The organism is Alteromonas sp. BL110, assembly GCF_003443615.1.
In the GTDB taxonomy this organism is placed as follows: Bacteria; Pseudomonadota; Gammaproteobacteria; order Enterobacterales; family Alteromonadaceae; genus Alteromonas.
The window spans coordinates 2,538,960-2,551,537 of sequence record NZ_CP031967.1 but is presented as its reverse complement, the minus strand read 5'-3'; the positions used below and the strand labels follow the sequence as shown (position 1 = coordinate 2,551,537).

The 12,578-nt window shown below is 45.0% G+C and carries 7 protein-coding genes and 2 rRNA genes; 6 read left to right on the top strand and 3 right to left on the bottom strand.

The features are described 5' to 3' along the window. Window positions 1-20: 20 nt before the first annotated feature. The 3 genes from D1814_RS11070 to D1814_RS11060 are packed head-to-tail and all read left to right on the top strand — an operon-like array spanning window position 21 to window position 2,244. The gene (locus D1814_RS11070; protein WP_118492215.1) at window positions 21-386 is read left to right on the top strand and encodes a response regulator; all 366 of its coding nucleotides are present in this window, start codon (window positions 21-23) and stop codon (window positions 384-386) included. Continuing rightward, window positions 383-967 carry a chemotaxis protein CheX gene (locus D1814_RS11065; protein ID WP_118492212.1) on the top strand — a complete coding sequence of 195 codons (585 nt, stop codon included), beginning with the start codon at window positions 383-385 and terminating at the stop codon, window positions 965-967. Before D1814_RS11070 ends, D1814_RS11065 begins: the two co-directional genes overlap by 4 nt. Then, a complete protein-coding gene (locus tag D1814_RS11060) occupies window positions 967-2,244 on the top strand; it encodes a sensor histidine kinase (RefSeq protein ID WP_118492210.1) in 1,278 nt (425 codons plus the stop codon). The genes D1814_RS11065 and D1814_RS11060 overlap by 1 nt, the downstream gene beginning before the upstream one ends. Here D1814_RS11060 and D1814_RS11055 read toward each other — a convergent pair. Next, on the bottom strand, window positions 2,241-3,272 hold the full coding sequence (locus D1814_RS11055; RefSeq protein ID WP_118495369.1) for an MBL fold metallo-hydrolase: 1,032 nt from the start codon (window positions 3,270-3,272) through the stop codon (window positions 2,241-2,243). The genes D1814_RS11060 and D1814_RS11055 overlap by 4 nt on opposite strands. A 437-nt stretch (window positions 3,273-3,709) precedes the next feature. On the opposite strand from D1814_RS11055, the gene D1814_RS11050 reads away from it, so the two are divergent. The 3 genes from D1814_RS11050 (at window position 3,710) to D1814_RS11040 (ending at window position 9,006) form a co-directional block, all read left to right on the top strand. Further along, a complete protein-coding gene (locus D1814_RS11050; protein WP_118492208.1) occupies window positions 3,710-6,079 on the top strand; it encodes a DNA polymerase II in 2,370 nt (789 codons plus the stop codon). Window positions 6,080-6,334: 255 nt separating this feature from the next. Further along, the gene (locus tag D1814_RS11045; RefSeq protein WP_118492206.1) at window positions 6,335-6,913 is read left to right on the top strand and encodes an EF-hand domain-containing protein; all 579 of its coding nucleotides are present in this window, start codon (window positions 6,335-6,337) and stop codon (window positions 6,911-6,913) included. Between the two features lie 356 nt (window positions 6,914-7,269). Beyond that, the gene (locus tag D1814_RS11040) at window positions 7,270-9,006 is read left to right on the top strand and encodes an AMP-binding protein (RefSeq protein ID WP_118492204.1); all 1,737 of its coding nucleotides are present in this window, start codon (window positions 7,270-7,272) and stop codon (window positions 9,004-9,006) included. Window positions 9,007-9,415: 409 nt separating this feature from the next. Here D1814_RS11040 and rrf read toward each other — a convergent pair. Continuing rightward, window positions 9,416-9,531 (bottom strand): 5S ribosomal RNA (rrf, locus tag D1814_RS11035). 119 nt (window positions 9,532-9,650) lie between these two features. Then, window positions 9,651-12,528 (bottom strand): 23S ribosomal RNA (locus D1814_RS11030). Window positions 12,529-12,578: the final 50 nt, after the last annotated feature.

The window sequence follows — 12,578 nt, the reverse complement described above, 5'->3', positions numbered from 1 at the left end:
GCCGCTCAAGGAGGCTGTAAATGTCACTTTCTGTACTAGTTGCTGATGATTCCAAGCTGTCGAGGCGCAGCGTTATTCGCTCGCTTCCTCAAGATTTGGAGTATGACATAACCGAAGCAACAAACGGGCAAGAAGCGATAAATTCACTTTCCGAAAGCGAGTTTGCACTCATTCTTTTAGATCTTACTATGCCTGAAGTAGACGGCGTTGGCGTGTTAGAGTTTTTACACGCAAGGTCTAACATGCCAAACGTTATTGTAATAAGCGCTGATTTTCAGCCGGAAAAACAAAAAATTGTGATGTCTTTAGGCGCTAAGCGATTTCTTCGTAAGCCCTTAGATAAAGAAGAGTTGGCCATGGCACTGTTTGAGCTGGGGTATCTATGAGCATCGTACTACCGCTGGATGAAGAGCAAAGAGATGCCCTTCAAGAACTGCTGAATATTTCAATGGGACAAGCCGCGAACTCGCTTGCTCAACTTATTGAAACGAAAATAGACATTTCTATACCTAAAATTTCAGCCGTCACGCCCACTCAACTTTACAGTCTTCTATTTGAAACCGAAGATGCCTTTTATACCCGCCAGTCCTTTTTAGGCGATGTGCACGGTGAAGTCATGTCTGTGTTGTCACAAGCGGGTTTAAGTGAAGTCGCTACTTTGATGGATTACGACGAACCATTAAGTAAGGAAGATATTCAAGAAATCATTTTGGAGCTTTGCAATATTTTAGCGGGCGCGTGTTTAGCTGGTCTTTCTGACCAGTTAGAGCTTACCACCAACTTAAATATGCCTACATTGTTTTTACCCGATAAAGCGAACTTTGATGAGCTGCAGTGGCAGCATAGTTTGGTAATGGAAGTACAGTTCGTTATTGCAATTTCCTCGTTTAGCATGCGCGTTGTGTTTTGTTTAGACGATGAATCTCTTGCTCGCATGAAAAACACATTGGATGAGTTACTCGCATAATGTTTGAACAACTGGTAGGTAAGTTACCTGTCGGAATTGGTGTAGTTGATGAAAACTTTAACGTCGTTTATCTAAACGACTTCTTTTTAGATCGTCTCCCCCATAAAATGCGTGACTGTTATCAAGACACGCCCGTGGTGGAATTGTTTCAGGGGCAAGGTAAGTTCCTAAAACGCAGGCTAAAGTCAGTATTCGTGCTACAGCACCCAAGTTTTAGCTATTGGGAGCAACGACCCCATATATTTCCATTTAAAAGCTCTCGGCCTATAACAGGCGAAGAGACGCAGATGTACCAAAATATGGAAATATTGCCTATTAAAGATAAAAAAACCGGGCAGCGTTTAGCCTGTATATTTCTGCAAGATGTCACCGCCCAAGCGAGTTATTTCAGAGCCCAGCAAAAACTTTCCGAAGCACTAAAAAAAGAGCACGAAGCGCAGCGAAAGCTTATTCGTAAACTCGATACTGCCCAAAGCCAGCTTATTCAGGCAGAAAAAATGGCCTCTACCGGGCAACTCGCAGCAGGTATAGCTCATGAAATTAACAATCCGATTGGCTTTGTAAACGCCAACCTCAATACGCTAGGTCAATACGCTTCACACCTTCTTGCGATTTGCGACGGTGTTAAAGGGCAAATGGAGCTCTTTACTGACGAGCTTAAAGAACAAGTTGACGCCTTATTTGAGGCGAATCACTATGACCTACTGAAAGACGATATCACCGAGCTAATTGCAGAGTCTACTGAAGGGCTTACACGGGTAAAGGACATTGTTGAGAACCTTAAAAACTTCTCACTAGAGACTGCTGAAGGAATGCAAACAGTAGATATATGCGCAATATGTAATCAGCTAATCACGCTCATCTCCGCTCAATACAGCGCCCCCCAATATAAAATTGAATGTGAGCAAGAAAAGGTCGAGGTTATGGGGAATCCAGGGCCATTGAAACAGGCGCTGATGAACGTAATGATAAACGCTGCGCAAGCGATAGACGATAAAGGCTTCATCAAACTCACCGTAATTGATGCCGCTCAATTAGTAACGATTAAAATACTGGATTCAGGTTGCGGCGTCCCAGCAAAACACTTAAAACGCGTGTTCGAACCTTTTTTTACCACCAAGCCGGAAGGGCAAGGTCAAGGGCTGGGCCTTTCTGTGGCTTATACCGCCATAGAACAGCATCAAGGAAAAATATCTATTAGCAGTAAAGAGGCCAAAGGAACTGTCGTAGAAATTACTATACCTAAAGCCCCTACAGTGCCCGCCAGTGATTCCTAACTCGCTAGTTTACTCGCTGCGCACACCTTAAATGTATACACACCTTCATCATTGAGTGCTCGCGAGATATCCCCTTCGCTTACTAAGTAATTAAGGTGAGACAAACACTCCGCCACAGCGAATACCATGTTACGGCTTGAAAGCTTGCGCCTAAACATAACCGGCAATAGATCCACTACTGCTTTAGGTTCCTTGCAAGCCTTTAACAACGCTTGAAGGTGCTCGTGATGATGAGCAATGAGCGAGTCTACCCGCTCGTGAAGACCAATAAAAGGAAGTTTGTGTGCGGGTAACACCGTTGTATTTCTCGGCAAGCTTTTAAATTGAGGCAATGTGTTCAGGTAATCGGCTAAGGTATTAGCGTCAGGCTCCGTTGAATAGGCACCAATATTCGGTGTGATGATTGGTAAAATATGATCGCCAGAGATAAGAATATTTTTCTTTGCATTGTAAAGACAGGCGTGCTCGGGAGAATGACCTCGTCCAATCATAACCACCCATTCGTTATCGCCAAGAAATAACGTCATGCCATGTTTTAAACGGGTATAACTTATGGGAAGTGGCGACACCACACTGCTGTAACCGTTTCCCTCGCCAGAGGTGAGCTTTGCTATCATTGGATCATCAAGCCCTGCCCGCTGGTAATACAGTACATCCCTTGTGTTAGTAGCGCCATTTCTGCCTGCTGCGAAGGCTCGTGCAGTGAAATATTCAGTTTGGGTCATATAAAAAGGTACGTTATATGTATCCGCTATCCAACCTGCTAACCCTACATGATCAGGATGTAAGTGCGTAACAATAACACCAACAATTGGTGCATCTAGTTGTTCAAATATACGCATCCAGAGAGATTTGGTGGTGGACGTCCCGATGCCAGTATCAATCACCACCCAGCCGCCTTCACCGCGGATTAAATACAAGTTTATGTGGTCGAGTTCAAAAGGAAGGGGCATAGTTAGCCAAAGTACCCCATCGGCTACTTCTATAAGCTCGCCCGGCTCTACCTGTTTGTCGAATAGATACTCCATATCGTCATCACCTTTTCTAGCCAGCATATTTTACATCTTCACTGAGTCGCGCTCTCCCTAGAGGGGGTAATACAATAGCTTTGGTACGACTGCCTTGTATCGAGAACGCCGTTACTCGATAATGCCGGCGTGTAAACGCAGCATAATCTTATTCGTCTGATACCTTCACTTTCATGCAAGATAATTAGAACACGTTCCGTTCTAACTTGCTCTGCTTACAAAAACAAACATATCTGTCGAATAGAGATCTATAGGAGCCGGTGATAACAAACGCTATACTAAGGTCGTTGATGTTGATAGAACACGTCTTTTGTACCTTTCATGCTCTGTACTGAATTCGCAGGTGGAGGGTTATATAAATTCAATCAACGTCCACGCTCTTAGGGTAGCCCTAAGAAGTTGACACAGTTAAAGAAGCGGTTAGTAAAAACAAATTCATGTCAGCCCCAATAATACAGCAAGGGTTTATACTCAATAAAAATACGTTTACCCGGCAAGGTAAAGTTTATGTTGAGCTATGGGTTAAAACCGCCAGTGGTACCGCTAGATTAATATCTTCACCTCAAAAACCGACTTGCTTTGTGTCCCTAGAACAGAGTGCTTCATTGCGCAACATTGCTGCTCGCATTCCAGCTAATATCATAATTTCAGAAGATGGATTTCACACTTTAGAGCAATCTCCTGTGGCTACGGTAAAGACCGCCACAGAATCACAGATGCATCAGCTTCGTCAGCGCGCCCAAGAGCATAGTATTGTATTGTATGAAGCAGACATTCGCGTTGCCGATCGCTATTTGATGGAGCGTTTTGTATATGGTGCGGTGGAGTTTGTTACCCCTCAATCTCTAGATGACACGTCACAACTTGTTATAGAAAATGCGCAGATCAGACCTTGTCATTTCAGAACTGCTTTCACATCGTTAAGTATAGATATTGAATGTAATGAGCACGAAGAGTTATTCAGCATTGCGCTAGCGGGCGAAGGAAAAAGCGTAGTATTGCTCGTTTGCCCACCAAGTTTTAGTGGACAAACATTACAGGAGCAAGAAGACAGCCCATATACGCTCGTTACAGTAGGGTCGGAAAAAGCACTACTAGAAGCCTTTTTTTCACACCTTACCGCTTACGACCCAGACATAATTTTGGGTTGGAATGTTAAGCAGTTTGATATGGCTGTGCTCGCCCGCCGCGCTAAAGCGAATGCGCTTAAGTTTGCAATTGGCCGCCACGGCCGTGAGGCTTTGGTAAGACAATGGGAAGATCAAACTATCGTTGATGTACCTGGCCGATGCGTGATTGATGGTATTGAAGCACTCAAAACCATGACCTATCAATTTGAGTCATTCTCTCTCGACAATGTTTCCGAAGAACTGCTTAGTGAAAATAAGCTTATACAAGCTACTGACAAGCTTGAAGCGATAAAGCGCCTTTATCACAACGACCCTATTGCACTTGCTAACTACAACTTTAAAGACACGGAACTGGTAAACCGCATTGAGAGCAAAACCCAATTTATTGATTTTCTGGCATTGCGCAGCATTCTTACCGGTTTAGATATGAGCCGCCCGGGAGGCTCGGTGGCGGCGTTTTTAAATGTTTATTTGCCCAAGCTACACCGCAAGTCTTATGTCGCTGGAGTGAGGCCTGAAAATGGCGGTTTAGCGAGTCCTGGCGGTTATGTCATGCGCTCCCAGCCTGGCCTGTACAAAGATGTTCTAGTACTCGATTTTAAGAGCCTATACCCTTCTATTATTCGAACGTTCAAAATCGACCCGTTAGGGCTCGCAGAAGGCCTCAAGTCTCCAGCTACTGCGATAGAAGGCTTCAAAAGTGCAGTATTTAGCCGTGAATTTCATTTTCTGCCTTCAATCATTGAAAACCTTTGGCTTCAGCGTGACGAAGCCAAAAAACAGAAAGACGCACCTCGATCTCAAGCAATTAAGATATTAATGAACTCCTTCTACGGAGTGCTTGGTAGTGGAGGCTGTCCTTTCTACGATCCCCGTCTTGCGAGTTCAATTACCTTGCGAGGGCATGAGATTATGCAAACTACCGCGAGTTGGATTGAGGAACTAGGCTATACAGTTATTTACGGTGATACCGATTCAACTTTTGTGCATGTTGAAGGGAATACTGCATTAGGTTCACCTTGTGAAACAGGTCGCGAGCTCGCCAAAATTATTAATCAGAAGTGGACTGAGTTACTTAAGCGCAAATTCGCCATTGATTGCCATTTGGAAATTGAGTTCGAATCTCACTTTTCTACCTTTTTTATGCCAACAATTCGTGGGTCTTCGGAAGGTAGTAAAAAACGCTACGCAGGGATGAAAAATGGTGAGCTTATCTTTAAAGGCTTAGAGAACGTACGTTCGGATTGGACAGTGCTTGCTAAAATGTTCCAATACGAACTATACAAAAGAGTGTTTGCCAATGAACCTGTTGAGCAATACATCAATAAAACGCTAAACGCAGTAAAATCAGGGAAGATGGATGACGATTTGGTATATAAAAAACGACTCAGAAAACCTCTTTCATCGTACGTTAAATCCCTTCCCCCTCATGTAAAAGCGGCAAGACGGGCCGACAAGCTATTTGAGAAGCAGGGTTTACCACTTCGCTACCAATCTAATACGTCTATAGCCTATGTAATCACAGTACAAGGGCCACAAACAATAGAAACTATTTCTGCCCCGATTGACTATGACCACTATATAGAGAAACAAATAAAACCCATAGCTGATAGCATATTGCCAATGTTATCCCTTAGTTTTGAACGCATAGCTAACACTCAACTATCCCTGTTTTGACACCGTTCATTTGTATGAAGATCTTTCAGGCTTCGTGACAAATTAACAAAAACGTTACACTCTAAATCTATTCCCATTTTTTCTATTACTCATATTTTCAATGACTTATCTCATTGGCACGACAAGTGAATAAGATATTTGTGAGTAGCTAAATAGGTTGATGTGAAGTATTAACTTCAATCAACATGCGTTCAATTTAGTGATTAGGGCAATTGATAGCCCGTGTTCGCAAAGAGAAACAGAAGGAATTTGATTATGAAGATCACAAAGTTAAGTATGATTACTAGTGCTGTTGTTGCAGCTACACTTTCTGCGTCAGCATTCGCAGGCCATCATGAAGAAAAAATTTCAAAGAGCTTTAATGCGCTCGACCAAGACGGTAATGGCTACATAGTAGGTTCAGAATCGTCAGGTTCTATTGACAGCAAATTAGTAGCAAAAATGGATACCGACGGCGACAGTATGGTTAGCCGCGCAGAGTTCAACAAATTTGTTGATGAAAAACCCTCTATGTTCAGTGATGAGGTTATTACACAAGTTCAAGCAGAAGGAACAACAGATGCAGTGCTAACTGAAGAAGGCAATCCAGCGCTGTTTTCTAAAGCTGATAACGAAATGATTTCGGAAAAAAATAAAGAACTGCGTACTGAGATGTCTGCAACAGCTAACTCTAAGTTTACTGAAATCGATATGGACAGCGACGGTAAAATCAGTGAAAAAGAACTAGAAGTAGCTGATGTTGAGGGCGACTTCGACTCAATGGATGAAGATGGTGATTCATACATAACCCGTATGGAATACCGTACCTATTTTGAAGAGATTGAATCAGAATAAATGAACTAAGTAACGCATAGTATTCCCAACTATGTAGCCCCGCGGAAAATGCGGGGCTTTTTATTTTCTCCCAACAAATAAGCTCCGTTAAATCCGCTAGTTGTTCCAATCAGATAATGAGCTGCGACGAAACGTTAATATTTTTCGTTAAACAGCGCCGTATACGACTAACATCTTGTCGACAAAACGCGTTTGCAACCATATTGTTAATAAAGATTAAATATTTTGTTTATTCAATAGCGCACTCTGTAATAAGCGCGAAGATTGTTATTGTGTACTTTTTCCTAAAAATCATGATGGCGATTATCTAAATTAACATTTAAATCATATGCGTATGCACATGGAGGCAAGAAGTAATGGAATCAAAGATACAGCCAGACACTGCACTTCCACTACAAATAAGTGAGTTTAGCGGTCCAAGCAATGCCGAACTCACCACGCTAACAATTGGCCAATACTTTAAAAAGGTTGTCGACAATTATGCCGATAACCCAGCGATCATCGTAAAGCACCAAAGTGTTCACTGGACCTATCAGCAATACTGGCGTGAAGTAGAACGAGTGGCCTGTGGTTTACTTGCTAATGGCGTAGAGCCCGGTGACCGTGTGGGGATATGGTCTCCAAATAACATTGAGTGGTCGCTTGTACAAATGGCAACGGCAAGAATTGGCGCGATTATGGTATGTCTCAATCCCGCTTATCGCCCAGATGAATTAGCCTTTGCTATTAACAATGTCGGGGTAAAGCACTTAGTGATGGCACAGTCTTTTAAACAGTCAAACTACATCGCCATTTTGAAAGAATTAGCCCCGGAACTAGATACCGGGGGCCAGAGTCAGACGGACGCGGCGCTATCGCTCTCGAAGCTCCCCTCTCTTAAGCATGTATATACTATCGGTGAAACCCATGAAGACGGCTTGCAGGCGTTTTCAAAACTCCAAATAGAGCCTACTGATGCTCTACGATCTCAGCTATCAGCCATTGAAACGACATTAAATGCCGATGATAACATCAACATTCAATTTACCTCAGGTACGACTGGTAACCCGAAAGGCGCAACACTCACTCATCGCAATATATTGAATAATGGTTTATTAGTATCAGAAGCAATGAGATTTACGCATAAAGATAAACTTTGCATACCCGTACCGCTTTATCATTGTTTCGGTATGGTATTGGGTAACTTAGTCTGTTTAGCGTCTGGTGCATGTGCGGTATTCCCTGGTGACTCATTCGACCCTGAAACAACCCTTCGCACGGTAGAACAAGAAAAGTGTACAGGCTTACACGGTGTACCTACTATGTTTATTGCCGAGCTAGAGCTCCCGAATTTTAGAAGCTTTGACTTATCTAGCTTGAGAACCGGCGTTATGGCCGGAAGTACATGTCCTGAGGAACTAATGCGTAAGGTCCATAGTGCATTTCACATGACCGAAGTCGTTATAGGTTATGGTCAAACAGAATGCAGCCCTATCAATCATATTACAGATATTGATTCTCCCTTTGAGAAGCAGGTTAAAACGGTAGGCCGAGCTATGCCTCATACAGAGGTTAAAATTATCGACGCACAGGGCAACACTGTTCCAATTGGTGAGCCAGGTGAGATTTGTGCAAGAGGCTATTGTGTAATGAAGGGTTACTGGGGAGATAAAGCTAAAACTAAAGCTACTATAGACAACGAAGGCTGGCTTCATTCTGGCGATCTAGGTGAAATGGATGAGGAAGGCTATGTCACTATTGTAGGCAGAATAAAAGACATGATCATTCGCGGTGGCGAGAATATTTATCCACGAGAAATTGAAGAAGTACTATACCAGCATGACGATGTATCCGATGCCGCTGTATTTGGTATACCCGATGATAAATATGGCGAGCAAGTGTGTCTTTGGATTAAAGCAAAAGAAAATCGACACATAGACGAAGAGCAAATACGTGACTACTTAAAATCAAAGCTAGCCTATTTTAAAGTGCCTAAATACATCAGTGTAGTAAAAGAATACCCCATGACAGTAACAGGGAAGCTGCAAAAGTTTAAAATGCGTGAACACATGATAGAAACGCTAAAAAAGCAAACCCTAGAAACCGAAGCATAGCCCCAACAAATAGAGGGGTCAGAGTCGCGACTCTGACCCCAATTACTTTTTCAGGTGCAGAAAGCAAAAAAACCGCCGTTAGGCGGGTTCTTCTTAATGGGACCTGGCAGTCTGGAGGGCCAGCCCGTCTTACTCTCACATGGGGCTGGGCCGGTCACCGGAACCCCACACTATCCCACTATCCCTGCGCCGGTCACCGGTCGGCGCTAATACGTTTCACTTCTGAGTTCGGGATGTGGTTGGTCGCCACGCGATGGGCCGACATGTCGGTCAGGTGGTACCGTATCGCTATGGCTGCCAGAAAAAAAATGGAAGAATAATGGGGTCAGAGTCGCGACTCTGACCCCATTACTTTTTCTTTGCTGCAGAAAGCAAAAAACCCGCCGTTAGGCGGGTTCTTCTTAATGGGACCTGGCAGTGTCCTACTCTCACATGGGGAAACCCCACACTACCATCGGCGCTAATACGTTTCACTTCTGAGTTCGGAATGGAGTCAGGTGGTACCGTATCGCTATGGCTGCCAGGAAAAACTGGTAACAATCTAGAAAACTGGATATCAATTCAACCAGTGAGTAACTACTTTTCACTCTACTTGCTTTAGCTTGTCTACAACACTCAAAAGCCTAAAGCTTTTTGGGCGTTGTATGGTTAAGCCTCTCGGGCAATTAGTACAGGTTAGCTTAACGCCTTACAACGCTTCCACACCCTGCCTATCAACGTCATCGTCTATAACAACCCTTCCAGAACTTAAAGTTCAGGGATGACTCATCTTTGGGCCGGCTTCCCGCTTAGATGCTTTCAGCGGTTATCCGTTCCGAACATAGCTACCGGGCAATGCCATTGGCATGACAACCCGAACACCAGCGGTTCGTCCACTCCGGTCCTCTCGTACTAGGAGCAGCTCCCATCAATCATCCAACGCCCACACCAGATAGGGACCGAACTGTCTCACGACGTTCTAAACCCAGCTCGCGTACCACTTTAAATGGCGAACAGCCATACCCTTGGGACCGACTTCAGCCCCAGGATGTGATGAGCCGACATCGAGGTGCCAAACACCGCCGTCGATATGAACTCTTGGGCGGTATCAGCCTGTTATCCCCGGAGTACCTTTTATCCGTTGAGCGATGGCCCTTCCATACAGAACCACCGGATCACTATGACCTACTTTCGTACCTGCTCGACGTGTCTGTCTCGCAGTTAAGCTAGCTTATGCCATTGCACTAACCTCACGATGTCCGACCGTGATTAGCTAACCTTCGTGCTCCTCCGTTACTATTTGGGAGGAGACCGCCCCAGTCAAACTACCCACCAGACACTGTCCACAATCCCGATAAGGGACCAATGTTAGAACATCAAACATACAAGGGTGGTATTTCAAGGACGGCTCCACACAATCTAGCGACTGTGCTTCAAAGCCTCCCACCTATCCTACACATGTAGGTTCAATGTTCAGTGCCAAGCTGTAGTAAAGGTTCACGGGGTCTTTCCGTCTAGGTGCGGGTACACAGCATCTTCACTGCGATTTCAATTTCACTGAGTCTCGGGTGGAGACAGCGTGGCCATGGTTACACCATTCGTGCAGGTCGGAACTTACCCGACAAGGAATTTCGCTACCTTAGGACCGTTATAGTTACGGCCGCCGTTTACCGGGGCTTCGATCAAGAGCTTCGTCCGAAAACTAACCCCATCAATTAACCTTCCGGCACCGGGCAGGTGTCACACCCTATACGTCCTCTTACGAGTTTGCAGAGTGCTGTGTTTTTAATAAACAGTCCCAGCCACCTGGTCACTGCGGCCTCCATTTGCTTACCACGTAAAGTGTTCACAAACAGAGGCGTACCTTCTCCCGAAGTTACGGTACAATTTTGCCGAGTTCCTTCACCCGAGTTCTCTCAAGCGCCTTAGTATTCTCTACCTGACCACCTGTGTCGGTTTGGGGTACGGTTCATATAATCATAAGTTTAGAAGCTTTTCCTGGAAGCAGGGCATCAACAACTTCACTCCCTTGGGAGCTCGTCTCGCGTCTCAGCTTTAAGAATCCGGATTTACCTAAATTCTCGGCCTACTCGCTTTCACTTGGACAACCAACGCCAAGCTTGCCTAGCCTTCTCCGTCCCTCCATCACTGATTATATAAGTACGGAAATATTAATCCGTTTCCCATCGACTACGCATTTCTGCCTCGCCTTAGGGGCCGACTTACCCTGCCCTGATTAGCATGGGACAGGAAACCTTGGTCTTCCGGCGTGGGAGTTTTTCACTCCCATTATCGTTACTCATGTCAGCATTCGCACTTGTGATATGTCCAGCAAGCTTTACAACTCACCTTCATCCACTTACACAACGCTCCCCTACCCAGCATAGTAAACTATGCTGCCGCAGCTTCGGTATATTGCTTAGCCCCGTTACATCTTCCGCGCAGGCCGACTCGACTAGTGAGCTATTACGCTTTCTTTAAAGGGTGGCTGCTTCTAAGCCAACCTCCTAGCTGTCTATGCCTTCCCACATCGTTTCCCACTTAGCAATATTTTGGGACCTTAGCTGGCGGTCTGGGTTGTTTCCCTCTCCACGACGGACGTTAGCACCCGCCGTGTGTCTCCCGGATAGTTCTCATTGGTATTCGGAGTTTGCAAAGGGTTGGTAAGTCGGGATGACCCCCTAGCCTTAACAGTGCTCTACCCCCAATGGAATTCGTCCGAGGCTCTACCTAAATAGATTTCGGGGAGAACCAGCTATCTCCCGGTTTGATTGGCCTTTCACCCCCAGCCACAAGTCATCCCCTGACTTTTCAACGTCAGTGGGTTCGGTCCTCCAGTTGATGTTACTCAACCTTCAACCTGCTCATGGCTAGATCACCGGGTTTCGGGTCTATACCTAGCAACTAAACGCGCAGTTAACACTCGCTTTCGCTACGGCTCCGCTATTCGCTTAACCTTGCTACTAAATATAAGTCGCTGACCCATTATACAAAAGGTACGCAGTCACCCCGAAGGGCTCCCACTGCTTGTACGTATACGGTTTCAGGTTCTATTTCACTCCCCTCACAGGGGTTCTTTTCGCCTTTCCCTCACGGTACTGGTTCACTATCGGTCAGTTAGGAGTATTTAGCCTTGGAGGATGGTCCCCCCATATTCAGTCAAGATAACACGTGTCCCGACCTACTCGATTTCACTGTAAAGATTTCTTCGTGTACAGGGCTATCACCTTGTATCGCTCCTCTTCCCAAAGGATTCCACTAAATTCTAAACAGCTTAAGGGCTGTTCCCCGTTCGCTCGCCGCTACTAGGGGAATCTCAATTGATTTCTTTTCCTAAGGGTACTTAGATGTTTCAGTTCCCCTCGTTCGCCTCGTTACACTATGTATTCATGTAACGATACCTGTAAACAGGTGGGTTTCCCCATTCGGACATCTGTGGCTCAAATGCATTTTGTCGGCTCACCACAGCTTTTCGCAGACTTACACGTCCTTCATCGCCTCTAACTGCCAAGGCATCCACCGTATACGCTTCGTCACTTAACCATACAACCCCAAACAGCCTTTTGACTTCTGCTTAAGTTATGTCGCATGAA

Coding starts and splice junctions, on each gene's coding strand:
- D1814_RS11070 (WP_118492215.1), top strand. CDS start 21: ATGTCACTTTCTGTACTAGTTGCTGATGATTCCAAGCTGTCGAGGCGC.
- D1814_RS11065 (WP_118492212.1), top strand. CDS start 383: ATGAGCATCGTACTACCGCTGGATGAAGAGCAAAGAGATGCCCTTCAA.
- D1814_RS11060 (WP_118492210.1), top strand. CDS start 967: ATGTTTGAACAACTGGTAGGTAAGTTACCTGTCGGAATTGGTGTAGTT.
- D1814_RS11055 (WP_118495369.1), bottom strand. CDS start 3,272: ATGGAGTATCTATTCGACAAACAGGTAGAGCCGGGCGAGCTTATAGAA.
- D1814_RS11050 (WP_118492208.1), top strand. CDS start 3,710: ATGTCAGCCCCAATAATACAGCAAGGGTTTATACTCAATAAAAATACG.
- D1814_RS11045 (WP_118492206.1), top strand. CDS start 6,335: ATGAAGATCACAAAGTTAAGTATGATTACTAGTGCTGTTGTTGCAGCT.
- D1814_RS11040 (WP_118492204.1), top strand. CDS start 7,270: ATGGAATCAAAGATACAGCCAGACACTGCACTTCCACTACAAATAAGT.